General features: G+C 64.0%; 11 protein-coding genes. 3 read left to right on the top strand and 8 right to left on the bottom strand.

Annotated features, from left to right (window positions below; genetic code table 11):
- Positions 1 to 75 precede the first annotated feature (75 nt).
- The 3 genes from KA354_17415 to KA354_17405 form a co-directional block, all read right to left on the bottom strand.
- Positions 76 to 5,703, bottom strand: coding sequence for a hypothetical protein (locus KA354_17415; protein MBP7936422.1), 5,628 nt, complete (start codon positions 5,701 to 5,703; stop codon positions 76 to 78).
- A 258-nt stretch (positions 5,704 to 5,961) separates the two neighbouring features.
- A complete protein-coding gene (locus KA354_17410; GenBank protein ID MBP7936421.1) occupies positions 5,962 to 6,756 on the bottom strand; it encodes a class I SAM-dependent methyltransferase in 795 nt (264 codons plus the stop codon).
- Positions 6,757 to 6,782: 26 nt separating this feature from the next.
- The gene (locus KA354_17405; protein MBP7936420.1) at positions 6,783 to 8,246 is read right to left on the bottom strand and encodes a glycosyltransferase; all 1,464 of its coding nucleotides are present in this window, start codon (positions 8,244 to 8,246) and stop codon (positions 6,783 to 6,785) included.
- A gap of 378 nt (positions 8,247 to 8,624) precedes the next feature.
- Between KA354_17405 and KA354_17400 the strand changes: the two genes are divergently transcribed.
- A complete protein-coding gene (locus KA354_17400) occupies positions 8,625 to 10,472 on the top strand; it encodes a hypothetical protein (GenBank protein MBP7936419.1) in 1,848 nt (615 codons plus the stop codon).
- A 102-nt stretch (positions 10,473 to 10,574) separates the two neighbouring features.
- Here KA354_17400 and KA354_17395 read toward each other — a convergent pair whose 3' ends face one another.
- The 4 genes from KA354_17395 to KA354_17380 form a co-directional block, all read right to left on the bottom strand.
- Positions 10,575 to 11,609, bottom strand: a complete 1,035-nt coding sequence (locus tag KA354_17395; GenBank protein MBP7936418.1) for a uroporphyrinogen decarboxylase family protein — start codon at positions 11,607 to 11,609, stop codon at positions 10,575 to 10,577.
- A gap of 29 nt (positions 11,610 to 11,638) precedes the next feature.
- The gene (locus tag KA354_17390; GenBank protein ID MBP7936417.1) at positions 11,639 to 12,931 is read right to left on the bottom strand and encodes a Gfo/Idh/MocA family oxidoreductase; all 1,293 of its coding nucleotides are present in this window, start codon (positions 12,929 to 12,931) and stop codon (positions 11,639 to 11,641) included.
- A 29-nt stretch (positions 12,932 to 12,960) separates the two neighbouring features.
- Positions 12,961 to 14,667, bottom strand: a complete 1,707-nt coding sequence (locus tag KA354_17385; protein ID MBP7936416.1) for an endonuclease/exonuclease/phosphatase family protein — start codon at positions 14,665 to 14,667, stop codon at positions 12,961 to 12,963.
- A gap of 218 nt (positions 14,668 to 14,885) precedes the next feature.
- Positions 14,886 to 15,185 carry a hypothetical protein gene (locus KA354_17380; GenBank protein ID MBP7936415.1) on the bottom strand — a complete coding sequence of 100 codons (300 nt, stop codon included), beginning with the start codon at positions 15,183 to 15,185 and terminating at the stop codon, positions 14,886 to 14,888.
- Between the two features lie 31 nt (positions 15,186 to 15,216).
- Between KA354_17380 and KA354_17375 the strand changes: the two genes are divergently transcribed.
- Entirely contained in the window at positions 15,217 to 16,950 is a 1,734-nt protein-coding gene (locus tag KA354_17375; protein MBP7936414.1) for a DNA topoisomerase VI subunit B, read from the top strand.
- A 117-nt stretch (positions 16,951 to 17,067) separates the two neighbouring features.
- Here the strand turns inward: KA354_17375 and KA354_17370 are convergent, their stop codons facing one another.
- Positions 17,068 to 19,368 (bottom strand): hypothetical protein, encoded by a 2,301-nt coding sequence (locus tag KA354_17370; GenBank protein ID MBP7936413.1) that lies wholly within the window; start codon positions 19,366 to 19,368, stop codon positions 17,068 to 17,070.
- Between the two features lie 905 nt (positions 19,369 to 20,273).
- On the opposite strand from KA354_17370, the gene KA354_17365 reads away from it, so the two are divergent.
- On the top strand, positions 20,274 to 21,323 hold the full coding sequence (locus tag KA354_17365) for a DNA topoisomerase IV subunit A (protein ID MBP7936412.1): 1,050 nt from the start codon (positions 20,274 to 20,276) through the stop codon (positions 21,321 to 21,323).
- Positions 21,324 to 21,372: the final 49 nt, after the last annotated feature.

The raw sequence follows: 21,372 nt of genomic DNA, 5'->3' as shown, positions 1-21,372 counted from the left end.
CTGGAAGGGTGTCCCGAAGCCACGGGGAACCCCCGGCGGAATGCCGGCGCCACCCCCCAATGCCCGAAGACGCGTTCATTTCCGCACCGTGATCGTTCCACCTCCGTTCAGTGATCCGAATCGCGGATCGTACATGCAGGACGCCTCGATTGGAGGAACGACGAACGTGCCGGCGGTGGCGACGCGTACGGCGTAGTGATGCACCGTTGGTTTCTTGCTGGCGGTCGTGAACAGCAGCACACGATCGTCGCGGATCTCAGTGCGGCACTCGGCCTCCTCCTTGTCCTGGTCGGCGCTTGACACGGCGGACGTGGCCAGCTGCGGGTCCTCGGCCTCGGTGCCGCCCGGGAGGGCATCGACAACACAGACGTTCTCGATTCTCTCGCCGTGTGTGAGCGTTGGGGCCGCCAGTTCGACCTCCACGTGAATCAGATCGCCGACCTTCAGTGTCTTAACGTCGAGCGGCTTGCCATCACGATTCAGCCATTTGCGGCGGACGGTGAGTTGTCGATCGAACGGTTTGATTTCGGTTGGCGGCAGCAGACCCTCGAATACCACAGACAGATAGACCTCGCCCTTGCCTTGGGTGATGATCTGCACCGGCCATCCGTTCTCGTCAACCCTCATCGCCAGGGGCCTGCGGTGGCTGAATGCCGTTTCCCTGTCGCTGCCGACTCGCAGCGTTCCCTCGAAGCTCGTCTCCTCGTGCTTGTTTTGTGACTGGTATCGGGCCAGGGCGGCCAGGGCGCTGGCGTTCTCCAATGTCGTGCCCCAGGTTCCCTCCCGTCGGGCGGCTTCAAGCTTCTGGGCGAGCGTGGGGATCCATGGATGACTGGGATCGAGGTCCATCAGCACGTTGAGCAGGACGGCCTGCTCGCGGACTTGGGACGTGAGCCGTCCGCCGGTGCTGAGGGTGACGACCTGGTCCATCGTGCCGTCGAGCAGGATGGTCCTGGCCCGATCCTTGTGGCCGTTGTGCATCCAGGCGGCGGCCAGATCGGCCCGGCCGGCCATGCCCAGGCTTGGGGCTTTCTCGGTCAAGCGGGCTATCCAGCCCTGAGGGGGCCGCTCGAAGCCGGCCAGGACATGACAGAGCAATGCACGCATGTTGTCATCCATGTTTGGTCCCTGCTCGCCTGAAGGCTGCTGCAACTCCTGCTGGAGGTAGCTGACCAGGGCATCGGTGAACTGGGAGTCCACCTTGACTCCCGTGCGGCGGGCCTGGAGCAGGAAGGTGCCCACGTAGGCGCTGCCCCACAGATAGGGGTCCATCTCGCGCGCCCAGAGGGCCAGGCCGCCGGATTCGGTCTGCATCGACCACAGGCGGGCGATACCAGCATCGATCATCCGGCCGACCTCCTGGACACGCTCGCCGCCCCGGTCGTTTTGGGCGAGCAGATCAGGCAGGTAGAGCAAAGCGTAGAGTTGGCTGGTGACCTGCTCGAGGCAGCCGTAGGGATACTGGATGAGCTGTTCAAGCGCGGGTTGCAGCTGCACCGACGGGCGGGCGTCTATCCCCAGCATGGCTCGCACCGAGCCAACGATGAGTTCCTTCGGTGGGCTGAGGCTCACAGTCTCGCCCGCCCTGATCCTCCGCAGCTGCGACTGGCTGTGGAATGCGGCTGCCGGGCGGATGGTGAACTCGGACTTGCTCTCGGCGGTGAGAGTCTGGCCGTCCTCGGTGGCGCCCGCGGCTCGCACCTGGATGGCGGCTTGGCCGATGCTCCTGGCTTCGGCGTCGAGCCAAATCGTCACCGGCTGGCTCGCGGGTACCATGATAGCCGGCTGTTTGGGTTGGGCGACCGCAATCGGGCCGTCGGCCGGTGTGACTTCGAGATCGACCTTCATCGGCTTGCCCGTCGAGTTGAAGATCTTGGCGGGCACGGCGAAGCGATCACCCGGAGCCACGAATCGCGGCCAGCCGGTCTCGACCAGAACCGGGGCGGCAAGTCTCAGTCCACGCTCGGCACTGCCGTAGCGGTCTCCATCGACCACGACGGCCATCAGGCGGAGTTCGCCGGTCAGGTCGGGGGTGTCCATCTCCACGCGGGTGAGACCATCCGGGCCTACAGAGGCCACCGTCCGCCAGACGACGGCAGGAGTCTTGGACCGCACATCCGCCGTCCGCAGGGGAAGGGGTGCAGATGCGGCGTCTTTTTCCAGGGGGTTCGGATGCCCGTCGCCGCCGATGCGGAGGACGCTTGCCGCTCGCCGGTGATCCGGCATCAGTTGGTCAAAGAGGTCAGCGGAGGCGATGGCCGTTCTTCGCGGCTCGAAGAAGTGCATCAGCGGATCGGGTGTCTCGTACTTCGTGGCCAGGAGGATGCCCTCGTCCACCGCCCAGAGATGCAGCATGGCCGGCCGCGACGGATCGGTCGAGGTGGGTGACTTCACGGTCACGGTGGTCGTGGCGGCGGGCAAGATCTCGGCGGGGGCGTCGATGGCCACGGGCAGTTCCTGCATCTGGTGGTCGGTGAGTAGTCGGGCCATGCCCATCGCCCGGTGGGGGAGCCATTGCGCTCGGAACGGATCGATCGGTCGAATGACCGTGGCGGTCACGAAGGCTCCTCCGCGCACGTCGGTCGGGATCTGCCAGCGGATTTCTGCCCTCGGGCTGGCCATGGTCATGACCTGCTGGCGGACAACGCGGTCGGTTTCGAGGGTGATGAGCATTGTTCCGGTGAACGGGCTCTTGACCAGGATCCGGGCCTCGCTGCCGGGCGTGTAGTCGGGCCGATCGAGCACGATATCGAGCTGCTCGGGGTTGGCGTTGGTGATGACTTGATCCGCGGAGGCGCTATCGGTGGCGTGGAAATCGAGCCGCGTGGTGGAACCTGAGCGGCTGTCGACGACGATGAGCCGGTGGGGATCTGGCGACGCGCAGGTGATCGAGAAGCTCGAGTCGTTCGGCTCACCCTTGGACGGGTCGATCTCGCCCTCGGCTACCTGGATGAGATGCTCGGTCGTTTGCCAGACAGTCCGGTGATTGACAATCTTCAGGGCGTAGTCGCGCTCGATGCGATGGAGCGTGAAGCGGAGAGGGGCAGGCTCGGCGGGCTTGTCGTCGCCGGTCATCAGAACGTAGCTGACCGGAACCGGCCTGCCGGTCGGCACCAGCTTGCCGGGCAGCTTGAGGCCGAGGTGCCGGTTGACCGTGTTGAGCCGCAGGGTGACGTGCTCGGAAACGGAGCGGCTCCCGGGTTCAGTGACGGTCACGGCGAAGGAGCCTTCCCACAGGCCGGCGATCAAGCCTGGCCCGGCCTGATCCCCTCCCTCGCTGTCGGACTTGTCTTCGGTATCAGGATCTGTGGAGTCACCCCCGTCACCGTCGGATGGCTCGGTCTCCCTGTCCTCTGCGGGGTCACCGGCTGCCGTGTCGCCTGGATCGGCGGGCGGCGAAATCGCGGGTGACGTGGCCGCAACGGGTTTCCGGCGTGAGAGGGGCACTTCGATTCTGGCTTGTCCCTCCTTGTCGAGATGGGCCTCGATCTCGCGGGCTCGCATCTCTCTGCCCTCGTTCGGGTCGGTGAACGTGTAATCGGGCATACTCTTGGACCGGAATGATACGCGGCGGTATTCGCCGGATGTGGTGATCGGCAGACCGGAGGCCGGCTGGCCGAACAAGTAGCGGGCCCGGGCCTCGATGGTGGGCACGTCATTAGCGAGGAAGGTCTCTTTGGATGGTCGGGCGGTGACCTCCATCCGGACCGGGGCGAAGTCTGCGACAATGGTGTCGGCCTGCCCCAGGGCCTTGGCGGCTCCCGGCAAGGTGGCCGTGAACGTGTGCCTGCCGAGCATGCCGTCATCTCGGGTGACGAAGTCCACTTGGAAGAAGCCCTGCTTCTGCGGGTCGGGAGTCACCCTGAGCACCTTGACAACCTTGCCATCGATGCGTTTGACGGTGACATCGAGGGGAAACGGTGGCGGTATCTGGCCGGATTCGTCACGAACCAGGCCGGTAAGGTGGACGGTCTGGCCCGGCCGGTAGACGCCTCGCTCGGTGTACATCATGACGTCGTAGTTGACCGGGTATTCGCGCCCGCTGGTATCGGCCTGCTCGAGCAGCCAGTCATGGTCATCCTGGGTCATGAAGTTGAGGTCATCGCCGAGTCGGGCGGTGAGCAGCCAGGGTTGTCCGTCGGGGTGATTCTCCTTGATGGATAGTCGAGCGAGACCGTCGGGGCCGGTCGTGGCCGTGGCCAGCACCTGGTTGTTGTAGGTCATGGCCGCGATCTCGGCCCCGGGCACCGGCCGAGCGGTCTGAAGCGAAGTGACCCAGACGAGGTAGCCGTCACGGTCCCGTTTGCGGGTCAATCCCAAGTCGCTGATCGCCACGATGCTGGACGCATGTGACCAGGCGCGTTCCTTGACGGTGGCCGAGATCCAGTATACACCCGGCCATCCGTCGATGAGGGCCCGGAGTTCCAGGGCCAGCTTGGTGGGCTTGTTACGTTCGAGTTGAAGGGCGAGCGTCTTACGGGCCACGCTCTTGGAGGTCGCGTCCCGGTTGTCGCCGCGGGCGTGGCTCACGAGGTTGTTCTGGTAGACACGGGTGACGGCAATGTCGAGATTTGCGGCATTGACCGCTTCGAGATCGAGTTCCAGGTTGCCGCCGGGGGCCAGAATGCCGCGTGTTCTTGCGAAGACCACGCCGGGTTCATACTCGGGGATCTGGAATGAGACCGTCTGGTTGTGGCCGAGTTGGAGGCCGTTCTCAGATTGAGCCTCGGCGCCAACCGTGACCCGGTATGGTGTGCCGCACTGGAATGAACCGGTCAGCAGCATCCCTCCGCCATAGGAGTTGATTCTCGCCCGCAGGTCGGGGACTGGTGGTTCGAGGTGGACTTTGGGCGTCGGCTGGCGCCGGGCCAGCGGCGAGGAGAAATCGAGCCGCACGCTGGGTGCATTGTCCAGCGTGGGTGTGCCAGCCTCTGCCCGCATGAGAGCGAAGACGGCAGGAATATCGACTTGGCGGGTGAAGTTCGCGGCCAGCGGCAACTCCCCTCCTGAGCCGGTCAATCCCGCTCTCACCGATGCCTCGATCTTGTCCATTCGCGAGCGCGGGCAGCGCACGATGATCCGATCGGTGGTCTCGCGAGTGAGCATGGTCAGCTTCATCGCCTCGCCAGGCGCGCCGGGCAGTTCCGACCTCGCCGCGTACGGATTCAGACTGCCGACCGGCTTGAGCTGCAGGTACCTGGCCAGGTCTTTCGGATTCACCGGCTGGTTGAAAGTCAGCTGCAGCGAGACACTGTCCTTGTCCGCGCTGTAGAAGTCGCAGGAGGTGACCACGAGTGCCCCGGTCTCGTAGCGGAATTCTGTCGGTCCGATGATCCGGCGGCCGATCTGGCTCTCCAGGTCGCTCGCCGCCTTGACCTTGAACACCCGACCGGGTGCCAGAGGTTTATCCAGCACGAAGTCGAGCCGGTCCGGCTGTGACCACGTCCAGTGCCCGGCGACCGGTGGCGAGATCGCGAACGGCTGCCGCTCGAGTCGTTGCCCGAGGAGCGCGGCCACCGCGATGGGCTCATCGAAAACCAGACTGAGCCGGTCGGCCTTGGCCACGTCCCGTCCGGGCAGAGCGGACAGGATCCGGGCCCGGCCGGAGCCGCGCCCGAGCAGCTCGTGCCGGATCCAGAGCAGTCCCAGACCATTCAGAATGATGAGCGCGACGGCAAGTGCCTTGAACGATCGTTGAGCCACGGGTGTTCCTCCTTGAACAGGGCTTGTCCATGGCTATACCGCTTTCCGTCGGGGAGGGCAATGTTTGCGGGCGGGGAGGCCTGCGGCCGGACGACATCCCTTGGTCGGGGGGGATTCGTTTCCTCCTAAGATCATGTGCGGAAATGGATTACAGCTTCTGGGATCGCCGCCGGGTCGCGGTCCTCGCGGAACAGCGTTTCTGGCTTGAAAGCGCTGAAGGTGCAGTAAGACTCGGGTCGCTGTCCGCCGTGGGTGGCTTCATTCCCGCTTCTCCAGCACGATCAAGGTTCGGAGTGCCAGGAAGCGGCAGCGCCAGCGCGAGATCACAAAATCCTCGGCTCGGCTCAGGGTGTTCACCGCAAATGCCGGGATGAGGCAGAACGGCTGGAAACCTCCGGTCAGGGGATAGGCCAGGCAGGAGAACTCCTGGTCAAAGACCCAGCGGAGTCGTGGGACGCGTTGCAGAAAGGCCTTGCGGTGTCTGTGGAAGAGAAGGGTGGCCGTTGCGGTGTTTGCGTAGTCGGCAGACGAGGGGGGTGGGGTGGGCACGTTGAACAGATCGCCGGTCTCATCGATGGCCTCATGATGGCAACGGTAGACGATGCGCGACCAGGCGGTCAGGAGCGGTTCGACGACAATGATTCGTCCGCCGGGCCGCAGCAAGCGCGACGCTTCCATGAAAACCCGGAGCGGTTCGGGGATGTGATGCAGGACGTCGAACATCACCAGATTGCCGACCGAATCATCCTCGAAGGGCATGCGGCAGGCGTCGACCACGCGATCGCACCATGGCGTGGGTATAGCATCAGTGGCCAGCACCTCCGGATGACATTCCTTGAAGTTGCCGCACCCGCAGCCCAACTCGATGGAAGGTGACAGGTCGGCCAGCTGGCTCGTGACCAGGCGATACCAGTAGCGATACTGGGCCCGCACGGCGGGCTTGCCGTCCCACATCCGGCGATGTCGGCGAAGCTGGTCGAGGTACAGACGGCCGGAGGCAAGAGCGGGCAGCGCTTCGGCGGAGGACCGATTCTCTGTACACGTGCACGCCATGACGGGGTCCAAAGCCGGTGATCAGTTCAGTACATCTTGAGTTTCCTGAGGGCCACCAGGCTCATCCTCAGGAGCAGAAAACCGTCGCGAAACCGACGGATCTTGATCTGGCCGTAGCGCCGTGCTCCGTAACGTACCGGCACTTCGATGAACTTCAGGCCCGCCTTGGTTGCTCCGAAGATCAGGTCGAAATCACCGAAGGGATCGAACTCGCCGAAATAGTGGCGGTTGCGGGCGATGGTCTGGTAGTTGCGTCGCAGAAGGGCTTTGCTCCCGCAGAGGGTGTCGCGGATACGCAGGTTCAGCAGCCACGAGAACAGGATGCCGAAGAAGCGGTTCGCGCACTTGTTGAGGAAGCGCATGGCCTGGGCTTCCATCGGATAGACGAGCCGGCTGCCATTGACGAACTCGGCCTGGCCGGAGGCGATGACCTCGAAGAACTTGGGCATGTCTTCCGGGGCGACGGTCAGATCGGAGTCGAGAATCATGAGGACGTCGCCGCGGGCGGCGGCGAAGCCTTTGCGGACCGCGTCCCCTTTGCCGCGCCCTGAGCCCTGATAGATCAGCTTGATGTCTCGGTCGGGATGGCCGGCCCGCAGGGTCTCGATTTCCGCGACCGTTCCATCGGTGCTGCCGCCGTCGACGAAGATCAGTTCGGTGTGCGCACCCATGTCGGGAGTTCGCTCTACGGCGTCGCGGATATTGCCGCGCTCGTCGCGGGTTGGAATGATCACGCTGACGGTCAACCGGTCGGCGTGTTCCGGCGGCATCACCGCGCGGGCGACAAACACCGTTACCAGATTCACACAGGTCAGTGGCCACAGCCGTGCCAGGACGCGATTGACCAGTGTCGAGAGGAGCGGGATTCCCTTGGGGATCAGGATCTCGGTCGTTTCGCGAGTGATATCGAAACCGCTGAGTCCGCACAGGTTGCGGACATCCTGAACCGACAGCCAGTTGAGCCCCTTGGCTTTCCGGCGGAGACCGAGGAGAGTCGCAAGGTTGAGGATCGGCTCCCAGAGGGCGTTGAAGTAGGCGATGACGAGCCGGGTGTGAGGACCGCATGCCGATCGGAGCCGGCCCAGCACGGACTGGATATCCTTAAGCGATCCGATGGAGTTCGCCAGGACGATGTAGTCGAATTGCTCGGAGAACTCGAGCCGATCCTCAGATGCGAGACAAAAGTCGAGCTCGGGATGGGCCCTGCGGGCACAATCGACCAGCACCGGAGAGAACTCGACGCCCACACCGCATGCCGGCCTCAGGTCGGCCAGGAGGTCACCGATACCGCAGCCAATCTCGAGAACACGCGATCCGGGAGGGATATGCGTCTGGAAGAGGCGGTGCAGCTGTTGATGATAGTAGCGACTTCGAGCATCCCAGGCGCGGTGGCTTCGAATCCCGCTTTCGAGCTGCTCGCTCCTGATCACGGAGGGCGCTCCGCGAGCCGGATCGAACAGGGTGACATTGGCAACGGTACCGACTGACATCATGGTTCCGCGGTGCACTTGGTGCCGCAAACGACGTTTCCCGAGTGATCCTCGGCCCGGCCATGCAGCGCGCGCAGCAAGCGTGCGTAGTCTGTCGGAAAGGGCGATCGCCGACTTGAGTTAACGGACCTTGGACGGCAAGCCCGAAGGCGCCGGCCGCCGGGCGATCATCGGAAGGCCCGCAGTTTAACGCTTGTCTTGTCTCGCGCGAGGCGATCCATTATCGGACTATGCTTTCGAGAGGGTTGCCTGCCGGCCAGAGAGTGGGCCGTGTGTTGCGAGACTGCGGCAGGTGCGGTGATTCAGGCGTCCGGCCGATAAAGTCTGCATGGTTCCACGTTCCGCGCACGAGGTCATGGGAGAGGCGGCGGAGTGAGTATGACGGATCCCGTCAACCCGACCAGGCCGTCATTGCCCGCAGCATCGTGGGCCCGCTGCTGGCCATACGTCATCCCGATATGGATCGTCACTTTGGCCCTGGGCGCAGTCCACGCCTGGTCCGTTCGCCATGCCATGGACACCGACAGCATCTCCTACATGGAGATCGCCGACACCTATCTCCGTCGCGACTGGGCCCACATCTGGACTGGTCATTGGAGCCCCTTCTACCCCTGGCTGATCGCCATCACCAAGTGGATCATGCGGCCGTCGCTGTACGCGGAGGCAACCCTGGCCCACCTGCTCGGCGTGGTGCTCCTGGCCTGTTCGATGGGTGGATTTCACTACTTCTGGGCCGGGTTGGTGCGCCACGGTCAGGCGAGGTGCTCGGCCAAGCCTATCGGCCAGGACGATGGTTTGCCAGATTGGGCCTGGTGGACCCTCGGCTACACCTTGTTTATCTGGTGTTCCCTGGTCTTGATCGGGATGCACCGCGTGACACCCGATCTGTGTCTGACCGTGTGGATCTACCTGGCCGCCGGCGTCCTCGTTCGGATTCGCGACGGCGGGGGCAGCATCGCCCGGTTTCTGGTTCTGGGCATTCTCCTCGGTCTCGGGTACCTGACCAAGGCGGCCATGCTGCCCCTCGCGGTCGTGTTTTTGGTGGCCGCGGTGTTCTGCGCTCGGCCGCGGCGGCGGGTCTTTCCGCGCGTCGCGGTCGGCCTGCTCGGACTCGTGCTCGTCGCCGGGCCCTGGATCTGGGGCTTGTCGAGCGCCAAGGGGCGGCTTTCCTGGGGCGATGCCGGCCGAACCAGCTACGTCCTTTATGTGGACAACGTGCCCTCATGGGACTTCTGGCACGGCCACTCGGCGTCGTCGGAAGTGCCGGAGGCGCCGCGTCTGATCTACGATCGGCCGCCTGCGCGGCCGGGGGACTGCCGGCTCGTGGCCTACGAGTTCGCTACCCCACTGCCCGGCTCGTTTCCGTTATGGTACGATCCCTCGCATTGGTGGGGCGGAGTCGTTCCCTTCGTCAACGTGGCCGGTCAAATCGCGACGCTGAAGGCATCGCTTGAGACCTATGCGGACATGTTCGTGGCTCAGATGGGAGTGGTAACGTTCGGCGTCATCGTATTGCTGGCTTTGTCTTCGACCGGTCTGGCGGTGGTGAGAAGCCTGATCCGGCAGTGGTGGATTCTGGCTCCGCCGTTGGCGGCCATGGCCATGTATGGACTGGTCGTGGTCGAGACGCGGTATCTGGGCGGGTTCGTGATGCTGCTGTGGGGTGGGTTGTTTGTGGTAATCAGCCTCAGGGATTCGTGTCTCCCCAGAAGCCTGGTTCGAGTGGTGTGCGTGCTGGCTCTGGTGGTGCTCGGCATCGGCCTGGGCTGGCGGTCCGTGGTTCCGTTCAAATCGGCGCTGGGTGATCTGAGAGGGGATGGCGGTGCGATCGCTCATTCGCAATGGCACGTCGCTCAGGGTCTGCAGGCGATGGGTCTCCGGCCGGGAGACCGGGTGGCCCACGTGGGCTCGTCGATCGCGTGGTACTCCTACTGGGCTCGACTGGCCCAGGCACGCATCATCGCCGAGGTCCGACCCCGCGACAGTTACTGGCTGGCTGGTGACAGCGTGCGATCAAGAATCAACGGTGCTTTCGCCAAGGCGGGCGCCTCCGCGATCGTTACCCGGCGATTCAGATCATCGGAGAGCCCCTGGGGCCAGCCGGCGGAGTTTCCGTCCGGATGGCGGCAAGTGGGCAAGAGCGACTTCTTCGTCTATTTCCTGGGCGATCAATGTGCGACTCGTGACGCATCCATGGTTCTCTCCCCTCGCGACGCAGTCCAGTAGATACGTTCGATCGCACTATGCGCTCAGGAGCGGGCCCGATCTGCGGACGCGCAGATCCGACAGGACACTCATCGGCTCTGATTGTGCGTGCGTCGCGGTCGCTCAAGCGATCCGATGCAGCATGGCGTGGAGGTTCTCGCTGGGCGTCCCTGGCGCCAGCGTGCAGCCCGAACTCAGCACGAAGCGCCGATGCCCGCAAGCCCGAACTGCGTCCACCGCCCGGCGGCCGGCCTGCCGGACTTGCTCCGCGCTGGCCTGCAAGAGCACGCCGACCGGATCGAGATTGCCCCACAACGCCATGTCGGGACCCACGATCCGGCACGCGTTGGCCAGGTCTACCCGATGGTCAATCTCCAGCACGTCAGCCCCCGACGCGGCCATGTCGGCCAGGATCGGCGTGGCATCGCCGCAGATGTGGAGCGAGACGGGTTTTCCGGTCGCCGATTTCAGCCTGGCGATCAGCCGCCGCTCGTAGGGCAGGGCGAACTCGCGGTAGAGCCTGGGTCCCAGCAGCCCGGCCGGCGAATCCCCGCCGCTGAGCAGGTCGGCGCCGGCATCGCTGATGGCACGCCCGTAGGCCAAGCCGTATTCCAGACATCGTTCCAACAGGGCCTCGACCATACGCGGATCGTCCTTCAGCATGAGCAGGACCCGTTCAAGGCCCATGAGCGCGCAGGCAAGCGAAAAGGGAAACTGATCGAGACAGGCGACAAGGAACACTCGATCGCCGAGCGTGTCGCGAATGCGGGTCAGGGCCTCGAGCATGAGCGGATAACGGCCCTGCGCTGCGACATTCGGCGCCGGGATGCGGTCGAGGTCAGCCGCTGTTCGGATTCGTGGTTCGCCCATCCCGCCGAAGGGTTGGTCGTCGCTGGCTGCGCCCACCCGTGCGCCCATGGCCTCGGCGCTGACCCAGGTGTCGGCGGAAAGCCAGACGGCGTCCGGTCGGAATCGCTCGTGGTAGCGAATGACCGAGCCGGCCAGGGCCCGTGGGTCGGTTGTGTATTGCCGGAGCGTGTAACCTGCCTGGGCGGCGCAGAAATGCACCGCCAGCGGCCCGGTTGGCACGCGCGGGGTTTCGAGGCCCTGCAGGACGCGCTGGACGAGCTGTTTCGAGGTGAGTCGCTCGCTGCTCATGGTGCCGGTTCGGCTTCGGCAGAGAGACGTCATGCATCCTTGCCGTGGGTCCGTTCGAACTCCTCCAGATTCACAACTCGCCCTGCGAGCCGCGATTCCTCCGCCGCGAAGGCGATCATGTGGCTGTGGACGGTCGAATCGAGCCCGGCCTCCAGCGGTGCGTCGCGCGGCTTGGTCATCTCGTCGTAAAGGGCATTGACCAGCCCCGCGTCGCCGCCGCCGTGCAACTCATAACCACCGTCCTCGGCCTGCACGGTGTACCGCACCGGTTCGCCTTCATGCGGCAGCAGGACGAGGTGGGTTCCAAAATGCTGCCGATAGCTCTCACCACCCTTCAGTACGCCGCGTGTGCCGCAGATCTCGACATGCCGCCCGGTGGCGAACGCCGTCATCGTGAACGTGCCGGTGACGCCGCCGCCGAACTCCATCGCCAGGACCTGCCGGTCCACCGCGTCGTTGTCGCAGCGATACGCGCAGCGGCCCCACGGACTGGTCCGCAGCCAGGCGGTGATCTCCTCGACACTCGCTTCCTGTGCCCGGTCATACACCATCGGCAGCCAGGGGAAGCGCAGGTCGCTGGTATAGCGGAGGGCGTTGTAGGGGCAGGAGTCGCCTGCCGGGCAATCGTCGGTGCATCGGGCGGGTGCCCCGGCGGGCGCGCGTTCCCGACGGAAGAACTCCAGACTGCCGAAGCTCGCAACCCGGGTGCAACGCCGTCCCGCCAGCCAGTGAACCATATCGGTATCGTGGCAGCACTTGGAGAGAATCATCGGCGAGCTCTTGTCCACGACCGACCAGTGCCCGCGCACGAAAGAGTGTGCCTGGTGCCACGGATTGACGCCTTCGTTGGCCTGGATGGAGACCAGCTCGCCCAGTGCGCCCGAGCCGATGATGTCCCTCACTTTGCGATAGAACGCGGCAAAGCGCAGGACGAAACAGACCATCACGCGCTTGCGAACCTGGCTGGCCAGCCGTTCGATGGCGAGAACCTGGGCCGCTCGGGTGGCAATGGGCTTCTCGAGGAGCACGTCGTAGCCGAGCTGCAGGGCGCCTTGGCAGTATTCAAAATGGGAGTTGTCTTGCGTGGCGACGATCATGACGTCGGCGAGTTTGCCGGCGGCCAGGATTGCCTCGGCGCTGGGGAAGCCGCGGAATGCCGGGTTGGCCGACGTGCGCCGGATCTTCTCAACGCGTTCCGGCACCGGATCCGCGGCAGCGACGATCTGAAACCGGTTGGGATGGCCCGCGGCCAGTTGCGTGTACGTCTGGGCGCGGGCGCCGCACCCGATGCAGGCGAGTCTCAGAGGCCGGTTCGCTTTCATCGTCACTTCACTGCGCACTTTCGCGGCCGTCACCTGGGGTGTCCGACCCTGAAGCGGGCGAACACCGGGTTGTGGTCCGATCCGCTAGTCTCAGGGCTCCCCGGCAATATGCCGTACGATTTGGCGACGTACTGGCCGGCCATGCCCGGCGAAGCCAGGATAAAGTCGATCATCGACAGGTGGGGCATCTGGTTGAAGGTCACACGGTTGTCTGGCGGCAGATCGTTGACGAAGTTCGCCAACTGGGTGGTGCCCTTGCCGAGGATACTCATGAGTGGCTCGCTACCGAGGGTATCGTTGAAGTCGCCGCAGAGCACGAAGAGGGCCTGCGGGTCGCGTTTGAGCAGGTCATCGAGGATCCGTCGGATCTCGCGGGCCTCGGCCGTCCGGGTCTCGATTCCACCCTCCTCCACACCGCCCTTGCTCTTGAGGTGGACGACGAACACGTCGAACGGTGTGCCGCCCGGTGGCTCGATCCGCACTTGCAGCAGATCGCGTCGAAATCGGGAGGCCTTGCCGTCGGCTTCCTTGAATCGCAGATGGCGGTGGCTGATGACTCGGCCGACGGGAAGCCGCGACAGGACGCCGACGTCGATACCCCGGTCGTCGTTGCCCTCGATCAATACCGGTTCGTAGCCCATGTCCGGCAGGAACCTCCGTGCGAAGGTCTCCAGGATGCCGCGGTTCTCGACCTCAGCCACCGCAAGTACATCGGCGTTGAGTTTGCGGATCGATGTGGCCAGGGCTTCCAGCTCATGACGGGGCTTGGCGTCAAGGATGTCATCCGCGTAGTAGGGGTCGTCCACGTCGTCGAACAGGTTCAGCAGGTTGTAGGAGCCGACGGTGATCTCCGTGCCGGGCACGGTGCTGATTGTGGGCTTGATACGAATGGGCCATTGCGGTTCGGTGGGCGGCTTGGCATCGTCAGGCAAGACCCTTACCTGGCCGGGATGGGTGATCGGAAGGTCCGGTTTGTTCTCAAACAGATACAGCCGTCCGCGGATCCTCACCATCTTGCCCGTGTACAGCTGGGTGGGGGACGCGGGGAAGTTGGGCAGATACTGCCTGCGGATGAACACCTTCAGGGTGTGGCCTTGCTCGTCATGAAGGTGCAGGTTGAGATGGCCGGCCGCGACCTGTCTGCCGCCCCCGATCCTGCCCACGACGAAAACCTCCTGTTCCAGGAAGTCGCCCGCATGGGCCACGCCGATCGTCGGCAGGTACTCCTCAGCCCGAATCGCTTGGCTGCTGCCAGCGGAGGCGGGGGTGTTCGCGCTGGAGGATCCATTGGAGGGACGAGCCGCTACCGCCGGTTCACTGGCCGAGGGAGTGTCGTCGGGGACGACCACGATGGCCTTGGGGTCCTCGACCCTGAGATTCAGATCCTCGGTGTTGCTCTCCTTGAACAGGTAGATGAGCCCGCGCACCTTGATGGTCTTGCCCTTGAAGAGGTCCTCCGGGTTGGGGTCGAATCGGGCGGCCGCGTTTCTGGGAATGTAGATGGACAGCGTGCCCTTCCAGTTTTCCACGAAGTTCAGGTAGTACTGCCCGGAACGACCGCGCGTCGCTCGAACGACCCGGCCGATGACGTCGACCTCTTGGTCCACGTAATTGCCCGCGTCTTTCCAGGAAATCGTCGGGATGGTGGCGGGGTCTTGGGCCAGCAAGGTGGCTGAAGAGGGCAGGAGCAGTAACGAACCGCAGAACAGCACGAGAGAGGGAGCCACAGGTCGCATCGAGGGGCGCCTTTCCGCGGGCAGGAAGAGGGTCAAGCGGAGAGCACCCTACGGACGATATAGAACCGGATGTGTTCGCGACATTCCGGGGGAGACCGGGTGCTCCCTGTTCGTCCGTGGCGCTCGTGCCTGGCCTTTGCACACTGCCCGGCCGGGCGTATCATAGTGTCTTGACGGCGTGCCAGGAAGGCTGGGCCCGGTGACCATGGATGGCGGGTTTACACTATGACAGAGATGGCATCCACCGAAGGTAAACAGTTGTCGTTTTCATTCGCTACAGGGGGGGAGAGGGCCGGGAAATCGGCCGGCTCCAGGTCCACGGCATCCGCAAAGAAGCCCGAGAAGAAGATGCCGGTCAGGCCCGCCGGCAAGCCGGCTGCGGCGCCGGCGAGGAGTGGCCCGACCTCGGGCAAGTCGGCGACAGCTTCCAATGCCGTTGCCGCGACCGGGTCCACTTCGCCTGCATCCACCTCACCTGAGACCCTGACCGTCGAGTCGGTATTGGCCCGGTCCGGCAAGGCGGGCGCTGCCCGGGCGACGGCCGAGAGTATGGCCAAGCAACAGCGGAACATCAGCGTCTCCGAGTTCTTCGCCAAGAACCGGCACCTGCTCGGCTTCGACAACAAGCGGAAGGCCCTGCTGATGTGCGTCAAGGAGGCGGTGGACAACGCCCTGGACGCCTGCGAGGAGGCCGGTTTTCTGCCCGAGATCGAGGTGGCCCTCGTTCAGACCGCGGAGGAACGCTACCGGGTCGTCGTCAAGGATAACGGCCCGGGCATCGTCAAACAGCAGATCCCCAACGTGTTTGGCAAGCTGTTGTACGGGTCGAAGTTCCACCGCCTCAAGATGTCGCGCGGCCAGCAGGGCATCGGTATTTCCGCGGCGGGCATGTACGGCCTGCTGACCACCGGCAAGAGCATCAAGGTGACCTCGCGGACCTCACCGAAGAAGGAGGCTCATTACTACGAAATTCAGATTGACACCAAGAAGAACGAGCCCAACATCGTCAAGGACGAGAACCGGCAGGTCGAATGGGACCACGGCACCCAGGTCGAGATCGAGCTGGTCGGTTCCTACAACAAGGGCCGCCAGTCGGTCGAAGAGTACATGGAACAGACCGCGATTGCCAACCCCCACGCGAAGTTCATCTACACGCCCCCGGTTGGCGAGCGCCAGCTCTTCGACCGGGGAACGCTCACCGTTCCCACTCAGCCCACCGAGATCAAGCCACATCCGTTGGGGGTGGAGCTGGGCATGCTCATCAAGATGCTTCACGAGACGGGTTCGCACTGGCTGAGCGGTTTCCTGCAGAGCGAGTTCTGTCGAGTCGGGTCTCAGACCGCCGAACAGATCTGTCATGCCGCCAAGCTCAATCCCCGGGCACACCCCAAGCGGATTGCCCGCCAGGAGGCGGAGAAGCTGTACGAAGCCGTTCAGAAGACCAGGTTCATGGGCCCCCCGACCAACTGCCTCTCGCCGATCGGGGCGGAGCAGATCCTGGCCGGCCTGCTCAAGGGCGTGAGAGCCGAGTTCTTCACCGCCTCGACCCGTCCGCCGGCCGTCTATCGGGGCAACCCGTTCCAGATGGAAGTCGGTCTGGCCTACGGCGGCGAGTTGGGGGCCGATCCCAAACAAGCGGAGGCGGCCCCGGTCGAAGAAGTCAAGGTCAGCCGAGGCAAGGTCGTCAACGGCAACGATTCGCGCAACGTTCCCACCACCCGAGTGATCCGGTTCGCCAATCGCGTGCCGTTGCTCTATCAGCAGTCGGCGTGCTGCATCTACAAGGCCGTGCTCGACCTTGACTGGCGGCGCTACGGCCTGTCGCAGAGCAGCGGGGCTCTGCCCCAGGCTCCCCTGGTGGTCATGGTCCACATGGCCAGCGTCTGGGTGCCGTTCACTTCCGAGTCCAAGGAGGCCATTGCCGACTACGACGAGATTCGCCAGGAGATCAGGCTCGGCCTGCAGGAGTGCGGGCGGAAACTCTCGAGCTACCTCAACCGCCGGCGCAAGCAGAAGTACGAGGGCGAACGGCGAAGCGTCTTCGAGCGCTACATCAAGGAAGTAGTCGATGCCTGCGCGGTCATCAAGCGGATCAATCGCGAGGAACTGACCGGCAATCTCGTGGCCATCGCTCAGAAGGTGACCTGCCGGGCGGACGAGCGGCTGGATGAGCACGGCCGGCCGATCCGAGATGACGACGACGGCGAAGACCTCGGCGAGCACACCGTGGTCGTCAACCGCGACGTCGAGACGGCCGGCGAGTTGTTCCAGCGAGCCGGCTGAAGCCGGGTGCGGGTACCCCGATTCGGTGATCGAAGACCATGATGACAAGCCACGGGAGGCACACACCGCCGGTGATCTTTCGTCTGCCCGCCGAGCCGCTGTCGGCCGGCCCGATCATCACGGGGCGCAGTCCGGCAGGAGATCCTGGGTCCAGGTGACCGCCGGTCCGGTCGCGCACTTCTGGAACTCAGCGAAGTCCACGAGATCGATGTCGCCGTCGTTGTCCCGGTCGAAGCACCGGCATTCGTAGGTCGAGTTGGCGCCGCCCCGGCCGGTGAAGCAGGCCTGGTATTCGCCGAAGTCCACCTGATCCACATCGCCGTCCCCGTCGGCATCGGCGAAAGGTGCTGGGCAGCCCAGGATGGCGCCGTAGAACTGGATCTCGGCCACCTGCACGGCGTTGGCCGTCCCCGGGTCGCGCAATCGGCTGAACACCAGCTTGTAGGAGTCGTATGCCGCGGTATTCCCGAAGGAGACGGGTGCTCCCAGGCGGTTGCGGTCGGTCGGCAGACCGCTGGCACCGGATGCAATCAGCGTCCATTGTTCTGCGTCGCCTTGGCTGTTGTCGGTGCTGGCCACCGCGTCCAGGGTACCGTACAGTGTCCACAAGATGGGGTCGCGGACGTTCCAGTCGTTGGCGCTGGTCATCCGAATCACGTTGACGATCGTCCGGCCGGCCGCAGGCGTGACAATGAAGCCCGAGTTCTCCATGCCGAAGTTCAGGTATTTGGCCAGCGAGCGGTCGATGGCGCAGCTTGGTGTCTCGGCCGCGGGGTAGGAGCTCACCGGCAGGACATCGGCGTCCACCGCCAGCACCGCGGGACTGCCGAGCAGCACGTTGGTGCCCGCCGCGTCTGCTTCGGTATAGAGTCCGATTTCGGTGACCTGCATCGCGTTGGCGGTCGCGGTGTCCTTGATCGATGAAAATAGAATTTTATAGAAGTTATAGCTGGTTTCGTTCGCGAAGTTGAACACCGGATAGACGGTTGTCCGGTCGATGGGCGGTTCCAGTCCGCTGGACGCGATCAGCGTCCACGGTTCGGCAGTCCCCCAGCTGTTGTCGGCACTGGCAATCGGCGCGTTCGTGCCGTAGACCTCGACAATCACGGGGTCCCGTTCCGGGGCATCATTGCCGGTGATCAGCCGCAGGCTTCGGACGATGGAAGCGCCGGGCGTCGACGCGGCGATCAGGCCGGAATTCTCCTTGGCGAAGTTCAGGTACTTGGTGGCGAGGTCTCCGTCACAGGCCATCGCGGGCGTCTCGACCTCCGGATAATTGCTCATCGAGGTGTCTGGGTCGGAGTCGACTGCGAGGATCGGATCGCCGGGGGCCAGGAGAGGGATGGGCGGTGCCTCGATCATTGTTCCGCAGAACCGGACTTCGCCGATCTGCATGGAATCGGCGGTCACCGCGTCGCGCAGCGTGGGGAACACCAGGCGATAGGCGAGATAGGGCATGGCGTTCTCGAACGTCACTGCCGGCGCCAGGACGTTGCGATCGGCCGGCAGGGCCAGATCACCCGAGGCGATCAGCGTCCAGTTCTCCTTGTTGCCCCGGCTGTTGTCCGTGCTCAGGACCGCCTCGTTGGTGCCGTACAGAGCGTAAGTCGAGGGGTCTCGGTTGGCGTCATCGTTGGCGGTCATGATCTGCAGAGAGGTGACCACGGTCGGACCGACCCAGGGGGCCACGATCAGGCCGGTGTTAGCCTTGCCGTAATTCAGGTACTTGTTGGGGCGATTGTCGATGGCGAATGCCGGAGCCTCGCCCGCCGGGTATGAACTCTGTGGCACGAGGTCTCGGTCGATGGCCAGGACTGTTCCGCCGGTCCCGAGCACAGGGGTGCCCGTTCCTCCGGCGCCGGTAAACAACTCGATCTCGGCAATCTGCATGGAGTTGGGCGTGGTGACGCGCTTGAGTGTGGGAAAGATGACCTTGTACGAGGTATAGCTGGCGGTATTGGCGAAGTCCATCGCCCGGTCGACCGCCTGTCTTGCACTGGGAAGTACCAGCGTTCCCGACGCGATCAATGTCCAGCTTTCCTGTTCACCGTCGCTGTTGTCGGTGCTGGCGATCGCGGCATTCGTCCCATAAAGCTCGTAGGAGGCGGGATCGCGTTCCTCATGATCGTTTGCGGTCGAGAATCGGATGCTCTGGACAACTGACGGCCCCGATGCCGGTGTGATGATGAGCCCCGAGTTCTCCATAGAGTAGTTCAGATACTTTGTGTTCAGGAGGGCGTCGCACGCCATCGCCGGCGCTTCCTTGGCCGGATACCTGCTGGTCGTGCCGTCCGGATCAAGGTCGATCGCGATGACGAAATCGCCGGGGGTTAGCAGCGGTGCGGCCCAGGCAGTTGCCGCACAAGCCAGCGGAGCCATCAGACCGCAGAACACGGCTGTTCTTGCCGCCCCATTCATCGAATCTCCTCCACGCGGGGAGTCGTCGAGGTGCAGGTTGCCCATCCTCTGGCGGGCCAGTTCTGCCGGACGGCGCCGTGGCCGCGAGTCGTCCGCGCAGACCTGCCCGTGCCCGGGCGTCGCGTTCGACATGCCCGGTCACGGACGGTGGCCGAGCATGGCCGCCGCCCATCTGGCAGAAAACACCCCACGCGGCCAGCACGAGACGCCGCACAGGAACAGCACGAAAGACCGCCGGCCGCTGCCCCCTCGCTTGCCGGCCTGCCAAGGGACCGGCAATGCCTCCAGGACGCTGCCGTCACTATCTCCGCCTTAGGCTGTCAGCCTCAAACAGCCAGCCTACTCTTCCCGCATTATAAAGCCAGACCGGATTGAGTCAAGGTGCATCATTCTTTCTCGACATCTGGGGGGTGCTGTTCCGCCAGGAGCGGGAGCGAATGCGGACCCGTGAACGCCCTCTGCCCGACCGTGGATTCGCGACTACCCCCGGGACATGCTCCGATACCGCTCCTTGTCCGCATGCCTGGGGAGGGGCTGATGGCCGTGGAGAGGAGTGCTTCCTGAGCGAGCCTGCCTCGGGCATTCCGGGCTCATTCACCCTGGTGATGAGGTGGGTATAATACCCGCCGGGAGCGTGATCGTCGGGATCGCGATTCGCCCGATGGCCGCACCATTCGGGTGGCCGGTGAGCGCACAACGCGCGGTCCAAAGCGGGCACGAGGAGGCCCTCCGGACGGACGGCGGACAATAACGTACCCAGGGTGTGACAGGAGCTCTAACGCTCAAGGAGGAGCCCATTGGCGAAGAAACGGACGACGCCCGGGAAAACCGGCACGGATCGGCGCACCGCTCGTACTCGTTCCGAGGCTGGGATTACGACCAAGAAGATCGAGAGCCTTGCCGAGATGGTCATCGCCGCCGCAGCCAGGAAGAAGGACCCGAACTTCGACATCCCCATCCGGGCTCTCTCCAACGTCCGATTCGATCCCAAGCGGGCGATTATCGAGATGGGCGGGGCCACGCAGTCGCGTCACTTCTTCGACAAGAGCATGGCCAAGAAGTTCATGCAGACTCTGCTTATCGCCGCCCAGTGCAAGACCTTGATTGAGGAGAACAAGACCGCCTCGATTCGTTCACTCTACTACCTTGCCAAGCACGACGTCGCGGGAACCAAGGAGAAGACCTTCAACGACCAGGAAGAGTCTGATCCGATTATCGAGGATCTCGAGGTCTGCATTGACACGCTGCGCGAGGAACTGCACGTCTATGCCAGCAACCGCGGCAACCTGGTCGGGCCGATTACGCTGGTCGATGACGGCAACACGCTCGATTGCATGAAGATGGGCTCGGCCGGCTACCCGGTGCCAAGCATCGTCGAGCCGGACATGATTCAATTCAGAAAGTGTACCGCCAAGTACATCCTCCATGTCGAAAAGGACACCGTCTGGCGCCGTTTCTACGAGGATCGCTACCACGAGAAGCACCACTGCATCGTGACCCATGGCGGCGGCCAGCCCGCGCGGGGCATGCGTCGACTTCTTCGTCGGATGCACGATGAACTCAAGCTGCCATTGTATTGCCTGCTGGATAACGATCCCTGGGGTTACTACATCTACTCGGTCATCAAGCAGGGCTCGATCAACCTGGCTTACGAGAGCCAACGCATGGCCGTGCCCCAGGCGGTCTTCATCGGCGTCTCCAGTTTTGACTATGAACGATGCGGTCTCAGCGACGACGTCAAGATCGGCCTCAACGACCAGGACGTCAAGCGGGCCAAGCAGATCCTCTCCTATCCTTGGTTCAAGGGCAAGCGCGACTGGGAAAGGGAGATCCGCAAGATGATGCAGAACGGCTTCAAGATGGAGGTCGAAGCCCTGCTCAACAAGCGGCTGACTTACTTGACCGGAGAGTACGTGCCGATGAAGATCAAGGACCGCAAGCAGTGGCTGGATTGAGAAGCGGTCCAAGGCCAATTGTCTTCCAGTGACTGACGGCCACCGGGGT

This window comes from Phycisphaerae bacterium, from assembly GCA_018003015.1.
In the GTDB taxonomy this organism is placed as follows: Bacteria; Planctomycetota; Phycisphaerae; order UBA1845; family PWPN01; genus JAGNEZ01.
The sequence above is the reverse complement of the archived record's forward strand: the minus strand, read 5'-3'. Positions and strand labels throughout refer to the sequence as shown.